This window comes from Leucobacter sp. WKLB1 (assembly GCF_059696215.1).
In genome coordinates, this window is sequence record NZ_AP046115.1 from 2315817 (window position 1) to 2332960 (window position 17144).

The window sequence follows — 17144 nt, forward strand, 5'->3', positions numbered from 1 at the left end:
CGGCGCATCCCCCTTCGGGCTGGAATACTGGTCACGTGACGCAGCACTACTTCTCCGCAGCACCCGATGGCGACTTCCGACCCCGTGAGATCGAGGTCGAACTCGCGGGTGCGACCCGCACCGTGCTCACCGCCGGCGGCGTCTTCAGCCCCGAGCAGCTCGATCGCGGCACGGCGATTCTGCTCCGCGAGCTGCCCGCGGCCGAAGCCCTCGGCCGCGCGGGGGCAGCATCAGTGCTCGACGTCGGCTGCGGCTGGGGCCCGATCGCGCTCGACGCCGCACTCGAATCTCCGGAGCGCGACGTGTGGGCGGTCGATGTGAACGAGCGCTCGCGCGAACTCACCCGCCGCAACGCCACCCGACTCGGGCTCACGAATGTGCATGTCGCCGCACCCGACGAAGTGCCGGCCGATTTGCGCTTCGGTGAGATTCGATCGAACCCGCCGATCCGCGTGGGCAAGGAGGCACTGCACAACATTCTGCGCACCTGGCTGCCGCGCTTGGACGAGGGCGGCTTCGCGCACCTTGTGGTTGCAAAGCATCTCGGAGCGGATTCGCTGCAGCGCTGGATCGCCGACGAATTCACCGAACTCGAGGTGGAGCGGGCGGCCCGCGACAAGGGCTTCCACATCATCCGCATCGAGCGCTGATGGTGGCGCAATGCGAGCCCGCACCAGCACTCGTCCCTGAGCTGCTCGTTGACGACACCCCTCGGAGCCTCGCATTCTGGTGCGGTCTCTGCGGATTCGAGATTGCGTATGACCGTCCCGAGGAGGGGTTCGCCTATCTCACCCGAGGCAGCGCGCACATCATGCTCGAACAGCAGGGTGTCGGGCGCAACTGGATTCCGGCCCCGCTTGAGCGCCCCCTGGGCCGTGGCATCAATTTTCAGATCTCGGTGGGTGATCTTGCGCCGATTCTTGCAGCGCTTCGGGTGGCGAACCACCCTCTCTTCATGGAACCCGAGACCCGCTGGTACCGCGTCGACGAAATCCGAGAGGTCGGCGTTGCCCAGTTCATCGTCGCCGATCCCGACGGATATCTCGTTCGTTTCCAGACCTCGCTCGGTCACCGGGACCGCAGCAATCGAGCGGGATCCGAAACGGCCGGCCTCTAAGCGTCAGGCAGTTCGATCTCGCCCGAGTAGACGAGCTCTGCCGGCCCGTTGAGCGACACATGCTCGCCCTCCTCCGTCGGAAACATTCGCACAGCCAACCGGCCGCCCGGAACGTCGACACGCCAGTGGTTGGGCATGCCCTCCCCACCCCAGTGGCGGAACGCGAGTGCAGCCGCCGCGGTGCCGGTGCCGCACGACAGCGTTTCGCCGACCCCGCGCTCGTGCACGCGCATGCGAATGCGCGCAACCCCGTCTTGGATCAGCGGTTCTTCGGGCACGACGAACTCGACGTTTGCACCGTCGGCGGGCACCGGGTCGAGCGCGGGCACCCGCGCAAGATCGAGCCCCTCGAGCTCGGCGGGATCCGCCAGCGCCGTCACGACATGCGGATTGCCGAGATCGATACCGAGCCCCGGTCGCGCCACGTCGAGCCCCTGCGCGGCGACCAGGCGTTCACCTGCGAGCCGCCAGCGCCCCAGGTCGACCGTGTACCCCGAAACTCCGGCCAGCACGTCTTTCACGCCAGCGCGCGTGCCAATCGGGAGGGTGTCGCGGCGCTCGGGAGCAACGAGCCCCTCCGAGATGAGGTAGTGCGCGTAAACCCGCACACCGTTGCCGCACATCTCGGCCGGGGTGCCGTCGGCATTCCAGTAATCCATGAACCACTCGGCATCGGGCTCTTCGGCGAGGATCGCGGCACCCTCGGGCAGCGCCCGCGAACGCACGGCGCGAATCACGCCATCAGCACCGATACCGAACCGGCGATCGCACAGAAAGCGGATCTGCTCCGGGGTCAACGCCCGTTCGCCATCGGGGTCGGTGAAGAGCACGAAGTCGTTGCCAGTGCCGTGTCCCTTGGTGAATGCGAGCGTCGCCATACCGACCAGTTTACGCGGGTGGTGCGTCCTCAATCGTGCGCTTGCCGAGCAACAGCACTTCACCCTCGCCGTAGCCCAGGCCCTCGTAGAAACTGATCACGCCGGAGTTGTCGGGACGCACCATGAGCTGCACTTTCGGGCATCCCATCTCGACGAGGCGACGCTCGGCCTCACGCACGAGCGATGACCCGATCCCGGCGCCGCGACGTGCCGGATCGGTTGCGAGGTAGTACAACCACCCACGGTGCCCGTCATAGCCGGCCATGACTGTTCCGGTGATCGTGCCACCGACGACCGCGACCAAGAAGAGCTCCGGCTGCACGAGCCGTTTGCGGGCGAAATCGGCTTGCGGGTCGTTCCACGGACGCGTGAGCCCGGCGGCCTCCCACAACCCAATCACGGCGGCGCGATCGTCGTCTGTGCAGGCCCGGATCTGCACGGTCTCGCTCGGGGTCGCTCCGGGAAGGTTCGTCATGCGTCACTCCTCGACGTCACGGTGCCGATATCGGCGGGGTTGCGGGGGCCGAGGCGGTGCAGGATCGCGGCAGCTCCCCCGCCTCCACCCATTCGACCGCGGGGTAGCGTTTGAACCAGCTCACCTGGCGGCGTGCATAGCGCCGGGTCAGCATCCGCGTCTCTGCGATGGCGTCGTCCTGCGTCTGGCGGCCTTCGAGCTGCGCCAGCGCCTGCGCGTAGCCGATCGCGCGCGAGGCAGTCGGCCCCTCGGCGATCCCGTGGGGCAGTAAGCCGCGCGCCTCGTCGACAATGCCATCGGCCCACATCTGCTCGACGCGTCGGTCGAGCCGCTCGACGAGATCCGCGCGTTCGGCGCGCACCCCGACGATGCGGGTCGCACCGGGCGCACGATCGTGCCAGAGTTTCGGCTCCGCAGGCAGCGTGACCTGAGCATCTCCGCCGAGCAGCGCGACCTCAAGCGCCCGCACGACCCGACGCGGGTTGCGTATGTCGACCGCATCGGCTGCCGCCGCGTCACGCCCGCGCAACCGTTCGACCAACACGTGCACGCCGTCTTCGGCCAGTTCGGCTTCCAGTGCGGCGCGCAACGCGTCATCGCGGGGCGGAAACTGGAAGTCGAAGAGCACGCTTGAGACGTACAGCCCCGATCCACCGACCAGTACCGCGTCGGCACCGCGCGCATGAATCTCCTCGATCACCCTGCGGGCCCGGGGCTGATACCAGGCGACCGTCGCCTCTTCTCGGGGTTCGAGCGCGTCGAACAGATGATGCGGGATCCCCCGGCGCTCACTGGGCGGCAGTTTCGCCGTGCCGATATCCATTCCGCGATACAGCTGCATGGAATCGGCGTTGACGATCTCCGCGCGCACCCCGGATTCGGCAAGCCGTTCAGCGAGGTCGAGCGAGAGCGCGGACTTGCCGGTGCCCGTTGCCCCGACGATCGCCCAGAGACGCGGTGACGCAGCGTCCTGCTGCGCGATCATCGCGTGCGGATCGCGGGAAGCCCCAGGCTCACAACGCGGGGCGCCGTGTCGCCCGCGGCCGGCGCTGCCGGCACGCCGCAGCTTTCGGCCTGCCGGCGATCCCAGGCGTCGCCCGCGCGCGTTCGACGCACCGCGTACGTGCCTGGGACACCGGATTCTGTCGGGAGGCCGGAATCCGCGATGACGAAGTGCGGAGCTGCCGAGGTCACCTCGACGCGCACCACGTCGCCCGGGCGAGGTTCGTCTGCACCTTCGGGAACTGCGAAGTGCACCAGTCGGTTGTCTTCACTGCGCCCTGAGAGCCGGCGAGTCGCCGCGTCCTTCTTGCCCTCGCCGGCCGAGACCAGCACTTCGACCGTGCGACCGATCTGCGCCTGATTCTCTTCGAACGAGAGGTGCTCCTGCAGCGCGTGCAGCCGCTCGTACCGCTCTTGCACCACGGCTTTCGGCAGCTGCCCGTCCATTTCGGCCGCGGGAGTGCCCGGGCGAATCGAGTACTGGAACGTAAACGCGCTGGCGAATCGCGACTGCTCAACCACACGGAGCGTATCGGCGAAGTCTTCCTCGGTCTCTCCGGGGAAGCCGACGATGATGTCGGTAGTGATCGCAGCGTGCGGAATTCTCTCACGCACGGCGTCGAGGATTCCCAAGAACTTCTTCGACCGGTAGGAGCGCCGCATCGCCTTCAGAATCGTGTCGGAGCCCGACTGCAGCGGCATATGCAGCACCGGCATCACATTGGGAGTCTCGGCCATCGCATCGATCACGTCATCGGTGAACGCTGCGGGGTGCGGGCTCGTGAAACGCACGCGCTCCAAGCCCTCGATATCGCCCATGGCGCGCAGCAGCTTCGCGAACGCCCCTCGATCGCCGAACTCGACGCCGTACGTGTTGACGTTCTGGCCGAGCAGCGTGACCTCGATCGCACCGTCGTCAACAAGCGCCCGTACCTCGGCGAGAATGTCGCCGGGGCGGCGGTCTTTCTCCTTGCCACGCAGGGAGGGAACGATGCAGAACGTGCACGTGTTGTTGCACCCGACCGAGATGGACACCCAACCGCTCGACGCCGAATCGCGCTTCGTCGGCAGTGTCGACGGGAAGACCTCGAGCGACTCGAGAATCTCGACCTGCGCTTCGGCATTGTGGCGTGCGCGCTCCAGGAGTGCCGGTAGCGACCCCATATTGTGGGTGCCGAAGACCACGTCAACCCAGGGCGCTTTTTCAACGATCGTGCCCTGGTCTTTTTGGGCCAGACAACCGCCCACGGCGATCTGCATGCCGTCGCGTTCGCGCTTCACAGAGGCCAGGTAACCGAGATTGCCGTAGAGCTTGTTGGACGCGTTCTCACGCACGGCGCAGGTGTTGATGACGACGACATCGGCGTCGTCTGCGCGCTCGGCCTCGACGTACCCCGCGGCCTCCAAAGAGCCTGAGAGTCGCTCGGAATCATGGACGTTCATCTGGCAGCCGAGCGTGCGCACCGTAAAGCTCCGCCGCGTGCCGTCGCTGCGCAATGCGGCTGGCGACGGGGCGATTTCGATGGGGTCGGCAAGGGCGGAACTCATGAGATTCAGTGTACTCGCGGGCTCCGCACCTTCCCTGACGGACGCACGCGGCTCCCGCGAGCTCATCTCACGTGCGCGCGTACACTCGACGCATGCCGAGTTCCCCTGATACCGCAGCGGCGGAGCATTGGTCGCACGAGCGGTTGACCGCTCGGCTGCGCGCCGCCGGAAGCGTCTTCGCCGAACAGGAAGCCGAAATCCTTCGGGAACGGGCAGCGGGTGACTGGCATCTGCTCGAATCGATGGAACAACGCCGGGCCGCGGGTGAGCCTCTCGAGCCTCTGGTGGGGTGGGTCGAGTTCGGCGACCTCCGGTTGTCGGTCGGCCCAGGCGTGTTCGTGCCGCGTCAGCGTTCGCTCTTTCTGGCTGCTCTCGCCGTCGAGCGGGTGCAGCGAGTGGCACGCGCTGGCGTATCAACCGTCTTCGTGGAGGCCTACTGCGGCGTCGCTCCCATCGCGACGTCGGTGGCACGCGCATGTCCGAGCACCGCAGTGTGGGCGGTCGATCATGATGCACGTGCCGTCGCTCACGCGTCGGTGAACCTCGGATCGGGTGGGCAGACGCGCGTCAGCGACGGGCTGTCGACGCTGCTTCGGCAATGCAATCAACGGATCGATGTGATTGCTGCCGTGCCGCCGTATGTACCAGACGACGCGCTCGCCCTGTTGCCGCGAGAAGCATCCGAGTACGAGCCGCGCACCGCGTTGACTGCCGGCGTTGATGGGTTGGATCACGTGCGCCGACTGATCGAGGATGCACGTGAGCTGGAGGCGGGGACTCTGCTGATCGAGCTGCATGACGAGCAGTTCGATGCGGCGGCCGAATGCGCCGCGAGAAAAGGCTACGCGGCGACGCGGCACAACGCGAGCGACGGGCACACCTGCGTACTGGCGGCCACGCTCCTGCGCTGAACGATGGCGCCGGTCAGTGGAACCGCACGCCGGAACCACCGCGCGAGCCTCGCGAAGCTCGGCGTGACCCTTCCAGTGCTTCGCGCGCCGCGCGCATCGCTGGCTCACCCGACCAGCCTCGTCGAGCGAGGAAGCCGAGCAGTCGACGCTCGGCGACCTGATGCTCCAGACCACCGAGTTTCGCCGCTCGTTGCTTCGCTGTCTCACGCATCAGCTCGAATTCCTGATCGACATCGAGCTCGCCGAGAGCTGCTTCGATGGCATCGTCGGGGAGTTTGCGGGCTCTCAATTTGACCCGAATCTGGGAGCGACTCGCTCCTTTCGAGTCACGCAGCCTCTCCGTAAGGGTGCGGGCCAGGCCGAGGTCATCGAGATACAGACTGCGGGTGAACTCGTCGATCACCGTTTCGATCTCATCTGCATCGTGCTCAAGTCGCATGAGCTCCGCGCGGAGTTCCCCGCTGGAGCGCGCTCTTCTACCGAGCACGCGCACGCCGTCTTCATGCGCAGTACGCATCGGCTTCTCGGGCTCTTCGTCGAGGTCGGGCATGCTCACGGTTTCAGTGGCCGTCGACTCCTCGGGCGGGGTCTGCAGCAGCGACGCGACGCCTCCGAAATCCGCACGAACGATCGGTCGCGTTCCCGTCGTCGCCTCGGAGCCAGCATGGCCCCGCAACACCGTAGGCTCGACGCCCGGGGACGGCTTTGCCGCTTCCGGGGAGGCAGCGGCAACCCGGTCTGGGCGCCGTAGCTGTGAGCGTAGCTCGATCACCTCGGCGAGGTCACCTCGGTCCTCCGTCTGACGCGGGTGCTCCGCGTCAGACGGAGGCAAGAAGCGCACGGCCATGGGCTACGCGCTCGCCCGCTGTTCGGGAGCTGCATCCGCCACAGCGGGCTCAGCCGGAGCCTCTTCCTTGCGCCCGTTCACACCCAGCTTCGTCAGAATCTTTTCTTCGATCTCGAGCGCAATATCAGGGTTGTTGATCAGGAAGCGACGAGCGTTCTCCATGCCCTGGCCCAGCTGGTCTCCGTCATAGGTGAACCAAGCGCCGCTCTTCTTGATGAGGCCCTGCTCGACACCGTAATCGATCAGCGAACCTTCACGCGAGATGCCGATGCCGTACAAAATGTCGAACTCCGCCTGCTTGAAGGGCGGCGCCATCTTGTTCTTGACGACCTTGACGCGCGTGCGGTTACCGACCGCGTCAGTACCGTCTTTAAGCGTCTGGATACGACGGATATCGAGTCGTACCGACGCGTAAAACTTCAGGGCTTTACCGCCTGAGGTCGTCTCAGGGCTGCCGAAGAACACCCCGACCTTCTCACGGAGCTGGTTGATGAAGATCGCGGTCGTCTTCGTCGCGCTGAGGCTGCCGGTGATCTTGCGCAGGGCCTGCGACATCAGTCGAGCCTGCAGACCGACATGTGCGTCACCCATCTCACCCTCGATCTCGGCCTTCGGCACGAGCGCCGCAACCGAGTCGATGACGACCAGGTCGACCGACCCCGACCGGATCAGCATGTCTGCGATCTCCAACGCCTGCTCACCCGTATCGGGCTGTGCCACGAGCAGTGCATCGATATCGACACCCAGCTTCTTCGCGTACTCGGGGTCGAGTGCATGCTCGGCATCGACGAACGCAGCAATGCCTCCAGCCCGCTGCGCGTTCGCGATAGCGTGCAGCGTCAGTGTGGTCTTGCCCGAAGATTCCGGGCCGTAGATCTCGACGATACGGCCCCGCGGGATGCCTCCGATACCGAGGGCGACATCGAGTGCGACCGAGCCCGTGGGAATCACCTCGACCGGCGCGCGCTCCTGACTGCCCATGCGCATGATCGCGCCCTTGCCGAAGTTCTTGTCGATCTGCGCGAGTGCTGCCTCAAGGGCCTTCTCGCGATCTTTCGGTGCTGCCATGGCTGGGTTCCTTTTCATCTGCGCGGCGAGCCGCTGGGTGGTGGTGCCTGCATACTGTCTCGGCCCCGATTGGGGCAGACAAGGCGTTGGGTGCCGTGTGCTGATTACCCTAGATTCCGCCACCGACATTCGAGCTCGGTTTGACGGAACTGTGGATGAATACGTGCACACAACCACCTGTGGATGAACATAACACCATTCGAACACAGTTTCGAATATGCGCACGGCGTGTCCGCCCTACCTGACCATCGGCACCCTCTGGGACAATGAACCATGGATACCGCCGTACCAATCGACGTCGAGCACTGGCCCCGCCACGAAGCCTTTGAACACTACTTTTCGCGGGTTCCCTGCAGCTACGCCATCACCGTCGAGGTCGATGTCACCGAATTCGTCGCCGCGACACGCGCTTACCGGAAGCGCGCATACGCCGCTCAGATCTGGGCCATCTCCGATGCCGTGCAGCGCCACGACCCGTTCCGCATGACGTCGATGGCTTCAGGCGCCCCCGCGATCTGGGAACGCACGCACCCCATGTTCACCGTGCTCAACCCGGAGCGAGAGACATTCAGTGCCGTTTGGGCGCCCTACTCCAGCGACTTCACCGAGTTTCACGATCGCGCCAGCGAACTCATCGATCGCGCATCTCGCGCCACTCAGATGTTTCCTCAGCACGACGCCCCGCCGAACACCTTCGACATTTCCAGCCTGCCGTGGGCGAGCTTTACGGCGTTTGCGCTGAGCATTCCGAAGAGCACGCAGCACCTGGCACCCATCTTCACGCTGGGCAGGTATGTGGAACGCGATGAACGCGTATTGCTCCCGCTCGCATTGCAGGTGCACCATGCCGCAGCCGACGGCCTGCACAGCGGTCGCCTACTGGCAGACATCAGCGAACGATTCGCTCAGCCCAATTGGCTGCAAGGCGCCTAAGGCTCGCGCCCGGCCCCGTCTCGTGGATCGGGGAGCCCGCGGCCGTGCCTGCGCGCCACAGGAACTTGCAGGTCGGCGCAGAGCGCATCCCACACCGCGCGAGGCGCCACGCCTCGCGCGATCGCCTCATCAGCCGTTCCGCCCAACACCGAAAGCCAGTGATCTCGCAGCAGAATCGGCGCATACTCCGAGCCGAACTCCGCGCGGCACGCACGTCGGAACTCACTCATGCGCACAGGCGCGCTCCCTCGCGACCACGACCAACCCCGAGCACAGCGAAGCGCCCGCCCCGATGGGGGCGGGCGCTTTCCGGCACAGCGCGCCGGGCGCATTCCATGCGCACGAACTAAGACACCAATTCGGGCGCGAAGCCCGAGACCAATTCCGCTGGCACAGTGTCGGGCACCCGGTGAACCATCGGAAGCGACAGCCCTTCGACCACCGCGAGTCGCTCGCTCACTTCGCCCATAATGACCGACAGCGGCGTATCAAGCGCATCGGCGACGGCAGCAAGAATCTCGCTCGACGCCTCTTTCTGCCCGCGCTCGACCTCGCTGAGGTACCCGAGTGCAACACTGGCCTCGCCGGCTACCTGACGCAGCGTGCGGCCCTTCTGCAACCGGAAGTCACGCAGCACGTCGCCGATCTCTTGACGCATCAGCACCATGTGAACCCTCCTTTACGTGCACAACCCGAGTCGTGCCTCCACCATACCCGCAGAGCGACACGGTTGTCGCTGCGAGTGCGCCGACCGAATCTCGATCGCCGTACTGTGAACAACTCCGAGCATAACCGTTGTATTCCTGAAATCTCGCTGAACTTGAGTCAAGGCGACTCAAGTTCAGCGAAGATCCAGCTTTCGCATCATCGATTCACAGGTCGAGCACTACAGCACCTTCGACAAGAACTCCTGGGTTCTCGGCTGTTGCGGGTTTCCGAACACGGCTTCCGGCTGCCCCGACTCGACGACGACGCCGTCTGCCATGAACACCACTCGATCGCAGACTTCGCGCGCGAAACCCATCTCGTGCGTCACCAGTACCATCGTCATACCCGAGGCGGCGAGGTCGCGGATGACTTGCAGCACCTCCCCCACCATCTCGGGGTCGAGCGCCGATGTTGCCTCGTCGAAGAGCATGATCTTCGGCTCCATCGCCAGCGCGCGGGCGATGGCGACGCGCTGCTTCTGACCGCCGGACAACGAAGCGGGCCGCGCATCGGCCTTCTCGCCGAGGCCGACGCGCTCGAGCAGCGCGAGGGCAGCATCACGGGCATCGGCTTTTGACTTCTTCTTGAGGTCGACCGGTGCGAGCATGATGTTTTCGAGCACCGTCATGTTCGGAAACAGGTTGAAGTGCTGGAAGACCATTCCAATGTGCTGACGCACGGCATTGATATCGACATTGCCCTGCGTGATCTCAACGCCACCCACGACGACGCTGCCCCCGGAAGGCTCTTCCAAACGGTTCAGGCATCGCAAGATCGTCGACTTCCCCGACCCGGAGGGGCCGATGAGGGAGACGACCTCCCCCACCTCGACGGTCAAGTCGATCCCCTTGAGCACTTCATTGCTCCCAAACGACTTGCGCAGCCCGGTGACGGCGATCGCCGGCGTTCCATTGTGGGTCACGAGGTTTTCGGTCACGATTCTCTCGGTCACTTGTTCACCTTCTTGTCAACGATGTTCGCGAGCCAGGTCAGCAGGGTGATGACGATGAAGTACATCACGCCGACGATGATGAGCATTTCGGTGGTGCGGAAGTTCGCCGCGTAGATCTGCTGGGCCTGGTACAGCAGCTCGGCGAATCCGATCGTCAGCAGCAGCGACGAATCCTTCAGCGTGATGACGAGCTGGTTGATGATCGAGGGCATCGACATCTTCACGGCCTGCGGCATGACGACGCGCTGCATCGAGCGACCCCAGCCGAGCCCCAGCGACCGCGCCGCTTCCATTTGGCCCGGGTCGACCGATTGCAGGCCACCGCGCACGATTTCCGTCAGATAGGCGCCTGCGTTCAATGCCAGCGTTGCAACGCCTGCCATGAAGACGTTGCCCGGCGCTCCGGTCAACTGTGGCAGACCGAAGTAGAACAGGAACGCCCAGACGAGAATCGGGGTACCGCGGAAGACCGCGACGTACACGCTCGCAATCCCGCGCAGAATTCGCGAGGTGGAGATCTTCATGAACCCGAAGACGAGGCCGAGCACGAGCGCGATCACGAACGAGACGACGGTGATGGAAACGGTGTTCCACAGGCCCTTCGAGAGCGCCGGCCAGCTCTGCCCCACGAGGGCGAAGATGTTTCCACCGGCACTCGACGTCGCCTCGGTGTCGCCGAGATACGTGTTCAGGATGTCGTCGTAGCCTCCGTCGGCTTTCAGTTTCGCCAAGCCATCGTTGAACGCTGCGAGCAGTTCCGGGTTCTTCCCCTTCGATACGGCGAAGCCGTACTCACCACCCGGAATCTTGTCGGTCACGACCTTGAGACCGTTGCCCTGGGTGATGCCGTAGGCGAGCACCGGGTAATCGTCGAAGACCGCGACCGCGGACTGATTCTTGACCGATTCGTACATCGTCGCCGATTGGTCCAGTGCCTTCACGGTGAATCCGTACTCACCGGAGAGCTTCTCGGCTTCGGCGAGTCCTTCCGAACCCGACTTCGCGACGACGGTCTCCCCTTCGAGATCTTCGTAGCTCGAGATGTTCGAGTTGTTCGCGGCGACTGCCATCTGCACGCCGGATTCGAAGTACGGCTCGGAGAAATCGAAGATCTCTTTGCGCTCGTCGGTGATGGACATGCCGGCGATGACTCCGTCGGCCTGGCCCGATTGCAACGCGGACAGCGCAGCCTGGAACCCGAGCGAGCGGATCTCGACGTCGAATCCCTGATCTTCAGCGATTTGATTGATCAGATCCATGTCGATACCGACGAGATCACCGGTTGACGGATCCCGGAATTCAAACGGTGCGAACGTCGTATCGGTCGCGATGACGAAGGTCTTCCCCTCGGCCTGAGTCGGCGCGACCGCCGTCGCAGCTGCAGCAGTTCCCAGCAGCAGTACCGCCGCAAAGCCCGCCGCGAGCCCCGCGCGCACGCGGTTCCAGCGTTTCATTTTCGGCACTCTCGTTTCCCCTTTACGGAACGGGGTCACCGCGATCTGCGGTGACCGTTTCGTCTCCAGCGTAGCGAGAGTCGGTGCCGGCACGGTGCGGTGCGGCGTTCTCTACGGACGCAAGCACTCGGTGCAGAAGCTCAAGCGCTCGCACGACGGTCGCTTTACGCACCGCCGCACGGTCGCCCGAGCAGGCAAGCTCTTCGCACTCGACGCCCCCGTCCCAGGCGACAGCGATCCATACCGTACCGGCAGGCTGCCCGGTCTGCGGATCGGGGTCAGGGCCCGCAACACCTGTCGTGGCGATACCGAAGTCGGCGGGTGCGGCGGCTGATGTCGTGCGCGGCGTCGCGCAGGCGACGCGCACGCCGGCTGCCATTTGGATCGCCACCTGTCGGTCGACCGGACCCTGTCGGTGCAGGAGCCCGGCATCCACGCCGAGCAACGTTCGCTTGAGCGATGTGTCGTAGGCCACGATGCCCCCGCTCAGCACGCGCGAGGCCCCCGGAATCGAAACGATCGCGTCGGTCAGCATCCCGCCAGTCAGAGATTCCGCAATCGCGATACGCGCGGTGAGGCGCGTCGCAAGCGACACGACCTCCTCCCCGAGTCGCGACGCGGTCATCGCGCCGCGTTTCGCGCCCGCAGGTAGCCGAGCACGTAGTCGATGCCGCTGTAGATGGTGAGGAGAAGTGCGATCGTCATCGTCACGATATTGGCCCACACCGCGACCGGTGCGGCGGGCCCCATGACACTGGCCAACGGGAGCAGCGCGAGCGTGATTGCGACTGATTGCGCCACCGTCTTCAGTTTCCCGGCCCAGGCTGCAGCCAGCACGACATCGTGCGCCACCATCAGACGGTGGATAGTGATGCCGATCTCGCGCACGAGAATGACTGCAGTCACCCACCACGGGAGTTCCAGCAGGATCGACAACCCGACGAGCGCAGCGCCCGTCAAAAATTTGTCGGCGATCGGATCGAGCAGCTTGCCGAGATCAGTGATGAGGCCTCGAGACCGGGCCAGATGGCCATCCCAGGCATCCGTGGCGATTGCCAACACGAAGAACACGGCCGCGGCCCATCGCCACGGGCCGTCAGCGCCTCCGGCGAGCAGCATCCACAGGAAGAACGGTGTCGCGACGATTCGCGCGCCGGTAATGATATTCGGGGCGTTCCAGTTGCTGGGTGCAGCTGCTGGCTGCTCGATGCCGGTCATGATGAGCAGCCTAGTAGTTCGTGACTTCGACGCTGAGGCCGTCTTCGGTCGCGGCAATCTCGAGGTCCGCGTATTGCGCCGAAGCCGTCGTCTGATCGGTCACCCGTTGACCGGAAGCATCGCGCCCGGTGTAGGTGAGATCGAAGCTGCCTCGATCTGCAAGAGACGCCCACCCAGTGATACCCGGTTCGACCCTGGCCGTCGGTGCGCGCTCCATGTCAACAGAGATAGACACTTCTGACGAGCTCGCGAATCGCGCGTCCGGTTCGGGAGCCTCAATACCGCAGCTGCGCAGGGCATCGAGTGTGTCTGACTTCGCGCATTCGGCGAACACTGTTTCTACTTGCCGTTGCACCTCGGCTTCGTACCCGGGGCCGGGGCGCAACCAATCCGTCGCGTAGATCGACCCGTAGGGCGATGCGGCGACGTACTCCGCGTCGTTGTCGGTGATGAAGTACTTGTTGTGTGAGACGAATGTGTAGGCGCCGGCGTACATCGTGAGCGACTCGGTGTCGCTCGGGAACGCACGGTCCATGCCTCGGAACGCCAATGCTCCGCGGGACGCCGAATCGAGCTCGACCTCGTACCGCAGACCTGCGGTCACCTTCCAGACGCCATCGGCATCGCGACGCATCTGGAGCCGCTCGGAGTAGGGTTCCCCCTCGAGTTCGAACCGAACGTGCGCCGCTGCACGACCGCCGTCAAAGTCGACGCGGAATTGCTCCAATTCGGGGTATGCAATCAGCGCAGCCGAACCGACGACCTCGGGCGACAGAGTGACCTCTGCGTCCGACGTCTTCCCTCCATCGAACAGCGCCTCCGCTCGGGCGACGTCGCCGGATTCCACCGCGGCCACGTACGAGTCGGCAATCGCTCGCACCGCTCCACGATCGTTGTCCTGCGCATCGATCGCGACAACGGCGCCGGCTCCCCCGAGCACGACGACCGCGAGTGCCCCGGTGACTCCCCACATCCATTTCGGAGAACTTGTGCGCTCAGCCGTCTCATCAGTCAGGGTCATGGGTCCTCCTCGAGTCGGTCGATCGGGTGATCACTGCACGGCCGGCCGGCGCATCGTCAATCGCGTCCGGTCAATTGCCAGGCGTCTTCATCGGTATCGCCGTCAACTTCTTCGAGCGATGCCTGATATTGCGCGACGGGGTCGTCATATCTCGTGTCGCCATAGCCGTGTTCGGAGCCCAGCGGTTCGATGACATCAGTCGCAGCTTCAAGGGGCGTCGTCGGTGTCGGGTCGACGACTGCCGAAGCCGAAGCGGCCGCAACGGGGGCGCTGGGTGGCGTGACGAATGCCGGCGCTGCCGGCGAACCGCCGCCCTTGATGCGTGCGATGACCTCAGGAAGCTGTTCCGGACTCACGAGTACGTCACGGGCCTTCGAACCTTCCGACGGGCCGACGATGTCACGGGACTCCATCAGATCCATGAGCCGACCCGCTTTGGCGAACCCGACACGGAGCTTGCGCTGCAGCATCGAGGTGGAGCCGAACTGCGAGGTGACCACGAGCTCAATCGCCGCGAGCAGCACCTCAAGATCGTCACCGATGTCTTCATCGATGTCTTTCTTTTCGACGACCTGCTGCACGTCGGCCCGGTACTCGGGTTGCGCCTGCGCTTTGACGTGCGCCACGACCTGAGCGATTTCGGCCTCACCGACCCAGGCGCCCTGCACTCGCATCGGCGTCGATTCCCCGTTGAGCAGCAGGAGTCCGTCGCCCTGACCGATCAAGCGCTCAGCACCGACCTCGTCCAGGATGACCCGAGAGTCCGTTCCCGAGGCCACGGCGAAGGCGTATCGGCTCGGCACGTTCGACTTGATGACGCCCGTCACCACGTTCACCGAGGGGCGCTGGGTCGCGAGCACGAGGTGAATACCCGCCGCGCGGGCGAGCTGAGTGATGCGCTGAATCGAGTCCTCAACATCGCGAGGGGCGATGAGCATAAGGTCAGCGAGCTCGTCGACGACGACGAGCAGGTACGGGTAAGGCTTCAGCACACGCTGGCTGCCCTCGGGGAGCACGATGCCGCCTGAGCGCACGGCTTCGTTGAAATCGTCGATGTGGCGGAAGCCAAAACTCGCGAGGTCGTCGTAGCGCATGTCCATCTCTTTCACGACCCACTGCAGCGCTTCGGCCGCCTTCTTGGGATTAGTGATGATGGGGGTGATCAAGTGCGGCACGCCCTGATAGACGGTGAGTTCGACTCGCTTGGGGTCGACCAACACCATGCGTACTTCGGCCGGCGTGGAGCGCATCAGCAGACTCGTGATCATCGAATTGATGAAGCTCGACTTGCCAGAACCAGTCGCACCGGCGACGAGCAGGTGCGGCATCTTCGCGAGATTCGCCACGACGAACCCGCCCTTGACGTCTTTGCCCACACCGATGGTCATCGGGTGCGTGCTGCGCTGCGCCTTATTCGAGCGGAGCACATCGCCGAGCGCAACGTTCTCCCGATCCTGGTTCGGGATCTCGATACCGATGGCGCTCTTGCCCGGGATCGGAGACAGAATACGGACCTCGTTCGACGCCACAGCATACGAGAGGTTCTTCGAGAGGGCGGTGACTTTCTCGACTTTGACGCCCGGGCCGAGTTCGACCTCGTACTGGGTCACGGTCGGGCCGCGAGAGAACCCGGTGACGCGGGCGTCGACCTTGAACTCCTCGAAGACGCGCGCCAGCGCGGCCATGATCTGGTCGTTGGCTTCGGTGTGCGTCTTCGGCGCGTCGCCGGTGGCGAGCGCGAACTGATCGGGAAGCCGGTAGGCGGCCTGGCTGGCCGGATCGTGCGGGGGCGCGACGACAAAGGGGGAAGCCTCAGCTGATGCGTCAGTCGACTCAACCGGAACGATGGCGGTCTGGGCGGGCTCGCCGAAGGAGTCCCAGGAGTCATCACCCAGACCTGATGCGGGCGCGGGCGTCGCCGCCTGCACCGCAGCCTCGGCCTGATCCAGATCATCGAACAAATCAGACGGGAACACGTCGGTGACGGTCTCAGGCTCGAGGGCCTTCTCGAACGCGCCCCCGCGATCAGGCTCGGGTTCTTGGCCTCCGAGCACGGCGTCCAGGCCGTTGCGGTCGCCCGCGTACTCGGGGTCTTCCTCGCGACCCGACGCCGTGCGCCGCCACCACGGAATCGACCCGCCGTCACCATCGTCGGATTCGAGATCGAAGAGTGCCTGGGGCTCGTCTTTCTCCGCTCCGCGACCACGACGCGGGGATTCGATGGCCTGGGCATCACCGTGCTCAGCGGGGCTGACGCCGAACAAGAATGCGTAGGCCTCGCGCAGGCGCTGAAGAATGCGCGATGGCGGCGTCTTCGTGATGATCAATACCGACATCAGAATGATGATCGAGAGTACTGGCACCGCCACCCACAACGTGAGATAGCCGAGTGCGCCACCGACGAGCCATCCGAATACTCCACCGGCCGCACTGAGCTCTTGCGGATGCTCCCAGGGATTCGGGCGCCCCCCGTACAGGTGACAGAGGCCGGCGACCGACAGCACCGCAAGCGTCAGACCGGTCGCGATGCGCCGGTTATCGTGCACGCTCGACGGATGGTTGAAGAGCCAGAGTGCGAAGCCGACCATGACGATGGGCAACCCGAAGGCGACACGGCCGAAGAGGCCGCCGAACGACCATGCATCCATTGCGACGGCGAACGGCTGACCGATGAAGAACCATTCAATGACAGCACCGACGACGGCCAGCAGCACCAGCAGCAGTGGCACACCATCGCGGCGATCTTCAGGAGCGAGCGGCTCGACGCGGAACGCCCGGGCTGCGGCGCCAACGGCGTGCGCGAGCCCGTTCCAGGCACGCACGAGCACCCCGTCCGTGTGCACCGGCTCGGCGAGCACCTTCGTTTTTGCGGTCGCCCGGGTCGCCGTGGAACGGGTACCCCGTGCCGCGGTCTTGCCCGATTGCTGGCGCGACGAAGCTTTACTGGCCATGCTAAGAGGGTACGTTCGACCGCCGACATTGGCGAGTTGACGCTCCGGGCTCCCCCGGAAT

General features: G+C 64.9%; 18 protein-coding genes. 4 read left to right on the forward strand and 14 right to left on the reverse strand.

Going from position 1 to position 17144, the window contains the following annotated elements; translation table 11 throughout:
- Positions 1 to 35 precede the first annotated feature (35 nt).
- Both ACZF5Y_RS10530 and ACZF5Y_RS10535 read left to right on the forward strand, forming a co-directional pair.
- Positions 36 to 650: a class I SAM-dependent methyltransferase gene (locus ACZF5Y_RS10530; RefSeq protein WP_497532607.1), complete on the forward strand. Its 615-nt coding sequence runs from the start codon at positions 36 to 38 to the stop codon at positions 648 to 650.
- Positions 650 to 1117 (forward strand): bleomycin resistance protein, encoded by a 468-nt coding sequence (locus ACZF5Y_RS10535; RefSeq protein ID WP_497532608.1) that lies wholly within the window; start codon positions 650 to 652, stop codon positions 1115 to 1117. The genes ACZF5Y_RS10530 and ACZF5Y_RS10535 overlap by 1 nt, the downstream gene beginning before the upstream one ends.
- Here the strand turns inward: ACZF5Y_RS10535 and dapF are convergent.
- Genes dapF through miaB form a run of 4 tightly spaced genes read right to left on the reverse strand, consistent with a single transcriptional unit; the run spans position 1114 to position 5020 of the window.
- Positions 1114 to 1995, reverse strand: a complete 882-nt coding sequence (gene dapF / locus ACZF5Y_RS10540; RefSeq protein WP_497532609.1) for a diaminopimelate epimerase — start codon at positions 1993 to 1995, stop codon at positions 1114 to 1116. The genes ACZF5Y_RS10535 and dapF overlap by 4 nt on opposite strands.
- Positions 1996 to 2005: 10 nt before the next feature.
- Positions 2006 to 2470 (reverse strand): GNAT family acetyltransferase, encoded by a 465-nt coding sequence (locus ACZF5Y_RS10545; protein ID WP_497532610.1) that lies wholly within the window; start codon positions 2468 to 2470, stop codon positions 2006 to 2008.
- Positions 2471 to 2486: 16 nt separating this feature from the next.
- Positions 2487 to 3455 carry a tRNA (adenosine(37)-N6)-dimethylallyltransferase MiaA gene (miaA, locus tag ACZF5Y_RS10550; RefSeq protein ID WP_497532611.1) on the reverse strand — a complete coding sequence of 323 codons (969 nt, stop codon included), beginning with the start codon at positions 3453 to 3455 and terminating at the stop codon, positions 2487 to 2489.
- Positions 3452 to 5020 carry a tRNA (N6-isopentenyl adenosine(37)-C2)-methylthiotransferase MiaB gene (miaB, locus tag ACZF5Y_RS10555; RefSeq protein ID WP_497532612.1) on the reverse strand — a complete coding sequence of 523 codons (1569 nt, stop codon included), beginning with the start codon at positions 5018 to 5020 and terminating at the stop codon, positions 3452 to 3454. Before miaB ends, miaA begins: the two co-directional genes overlap by 4 nt.
- A 92-nt stretch (positions 5021 to 5112) precedes the next feature.
- Between miaB and ACZF5Y_RS10560 the strand changes: the two genes are divergently transcribed.
- Positions 5113 to 5931: a N5-glutamine methyltransferase family protein gene (locus ACZF5Y_RS10560; RefSeq protein ID WP_497532613.1), complete on the forward strand. Its 819-nt coding sequence runs from the start codon at positions 5113 to 5115 to the stop codon at positions 5929 to 5931.
- A 13-nt stretch (positions 5932 to 5944) separates the two neighbouring features.
- On the opposite strand, the gene ACZF5Y_RS10565 is transcribed toward ACZF5Y_RS10560, so the two are convergent.
- Together ACZF5Y_RS10565 and recA are read right to left on the reverse strand one after the other, a co-directional pair.
- A complete protein-coding gene (locus ACZF5Y_RS10565; RefSeq protein ID WP_497532614.1) occupies positions 5945 to 6607 on the reverse strand; it encodes a regulatory protein RecX in 663 nt (220 codons plus the stop codon).
- 174 nt (positions 6608 to 6781) lie between these two features.
- A complete protein-coding gene (gene recA, locus ACZF5Y_RS10570) occupies positions 6782 to 7846 on the reverse strand; it encodes a recombinase RecA (RefSeq protein ID WP_497532615.1) in 1065 nt (354 codons plus the stop codon).
- 273 nt (positions 7847 to 8119) lie between these two features.
- Here recA and ACZF5Y_RS10575 point away from each other — a divergent pair, with 273 nt between their 5' ends.
- A complete protein-coding gene (locus ACZF5Y_RS10575) occupies positions 8120 to 8779 on the forward strand; it encodes a CatA-like O-acetyltransferase (protein WP_497532616.1) in 660 nt (219 codons plus the stop codon).
- On the opposite strand, the gene ACZF5Y_RS10580 is transcribed toward ACZF5Y_RS10575, so the two are convergent.
- From ACZF5Y_RS10580 to ACZF5Y_RS10615, 8 genes are all read right to left on the reverse strand, one after another.
- Entirely contained in the window at positions 8776 to 9009 is a 234-nt protein-coding gene (locus ACZF5Y_RS10580; RefSeq protein ID WP_497532617.1) for a DUF3046 domain-containing protein, read from the reverse strand. The genes ACZF5Y_RS10575 and ACZF5Y_RS10580 overlap by 4 nt on opposite strands.
- A gap of 116 nt (positions 9010 to 9125) precedes the next feature.
- Positions 9126 to 9446 (reverse strand): helix-turn-helix domain-containing protein, encoded by a 321-nt coding sequence (locus tag ACZF5Y_RS10585; protein ID WP_053353429.1) that lies wholly within the window; start codon positions 9444 to 9446, stop codon positions 9126 to 9128.
- Between the two features lie 219 nt (positions 9447 to 9665).
- Positions 9666 to 10439 carry an amino acid ABC transporter ATP-binding protein gene (locus ACZF5Y_RS10590; RefSeq protein ID WP_497532618.1) on the reverse strand — a complete coding sequence of 258 codons (774 nt, stop codon included), beginning with the start codon at positions 10437 to 10439 and terminating at the stop codon, positions 9666 to 9668.
- A complete protein-coding gene (locus tag ACZF5Y_RS10595) occupies positions 10436 to 11893 on the reverse strand; it encodes an amino acid ABC transporter substrate-binding protein/permease (protein WP_497532619.1) in 1458 nt (485 codons plus the stop codon). Before ACZF5Y_RS10595 ends, ACZF5Y_RS10590 begins: the two co-directional genes overlap by 4 nt.
- A 22-nt stretch (positions 11894 to 11915) precedes the next feature.
- Positions 11916 to 12518 (reverse strand): CinA family protein, encoded by a 603-nt coding sequence (locus tag ACZF5Y_RS10600; RefSeq protein ID WP_497532620.1) that lies wholly within the window; start codon positions 12516 to 12518, stop codon positions 11916 to 11918.
- Positions 12515 to 13111: a CDP-diacylglycerol--glycerol-3-phosphate 3-phosphatidyltransferase gene (gene pgsA / locus ACZF5Y_RS10605; protein WP_497532621.1), complete on the reverse strand. Its 597-nt coding sequence runs from the start codon at positions 13109 to 13111 to the stop codon at positions 12515 to 12517. The genes ACZF5Y_RS10600 and pgsA overlap by 4 nt, the downstream gene beginning before the upstream one ends.
- A gap of 10 nt (positions 13112 to 13121) precedes the next feature.
- Complete coding sequence (locus tag ACZF5Y_RS10610) at positions 13122 to 14132, reverse strand: Cif family virulence factor (protein ID WP_497532622.1); 1011 nt, start codon at positions 14130 to 14132, stop codon at positions 13122 to 13124.
- 56 nt (positions 14133 to 14188) lie between these two features.
- On the reverse strand, positions 14189 to 17083 hold the full coding sequence (locus tag ACZF5Y_RS10615; protein WP_497532623.1) for an FtsK/SpoIIIE family DNA translocase: 2895 nt from the start codon (positions 17081 to 17083) through the stop codon (positions 14189 to 14191).
- Between the last annotated feature and the right edge of the window lie 61 nt (positions 17084 to 17144).

Coding starts and splice junctions, on each gene's coding strand:
- ACZF5Y_RS10535 (WP_497532608.1), top strand. CDS start 650: ATGGTGGCGCAATGCGAGCCCGCACCAGCACTCGTCCCTGAGCTGCTC.
- dapF (WP_497532609.1), bottom strand. CDS start 1,995: ATGGCGACGCTCGCATTCACCAAGGGACACGGCACTGGCAACGACTTC.
- ACZF5Y_RS10545 (WP_497532610.1), bottom strand. CDS start 2,470: ATGACGAACCTTCCCGGAGCGACCCCGAGCGAGACCGTGCAGATCCGG.
- miaA (WP_497532611.1), bottom strand. CDS start 3,455: ATGATCGCGCAGCAGGACGCTGCGTCACCGCGTCTCTGGGCGATCGTC.
- miaB (WP_497532612.1), bottom strand. CDS start 5,020: ATGAGTTCCGCCCTTGCCGACCCCATCGAAATCGCCCCGTCGCCAGCC.
- ACZF5Y_RS10560 (WP_497532613.1), top strand. CDS start 5,113: ATGCCGAGTTCCCCTGATACCGCAGCGGCGGAGCATTGGTCGCACGAG.
- recA (WP_497532615.1), bottom strand. CDS start 7,846: ATGGCAGCACCGAAAGATCGCGAGAAGGCCCTTGAGGCAGCACTCGCG.
- ACZF5Y_RS10575 (WP_497532616.1), top strand. CDS start 8,120: ATGGATACCGCCGTACCAATCGACGTCGAGCACTGGCCCCGCCACGAA.
- ACZF5Y_RS10580 (WP_497532617.1), bottom strand. CDS start 9,009: ATGAGTGAGTTCCGACGTGCGTGCCGCGCGGAGTTCGGCTCGGAGTAT.
- ACZF5Y_RS10585 (WP_053353429.1), bottom strand. CDS start 9,446: ATGGTGCTGATGCGTCAAGAGATCGGCGACGTGCTGCGTGACTTCCGG.
- ACZF5Y_RS10595 (WP_497532619.1), bottom strand. CDS start 11,893: ATGAAACGCTGGAACCGCGTGCGCGCGGGGCTCGCGGCGGGCTTTGCG.
- ACZF5Y_RS10600 (WP_497532620.1), bottom strand. CDS start 12,518: ATGACCGCGTCGCGACTCGGGGAGGAGGTCGTGTCGCTTGCGACGCGC.
- pgsA (WP_497532621.1), bottom strand. CDS start 13,111: ATGACCGGCATCGAGCAGCCAGCAGCTGCACCCAGCAACTGGAACGCC.
- ACZF5Y_RS10610 (WP_497532622.1), bottom strand. CDS start 14,132: ATGACCCTGACTGATGAGACGGCTGAGCGCACAAGTTCTCCGAAATGG.
- ACZF5Y_RS10615 (WP_497532623.1), bottom strand. CDS start 17,083: ATGGCCAGTAAAGCTTCGTCGCGCCAGCAATCGGGCAAGACCGCGGCA.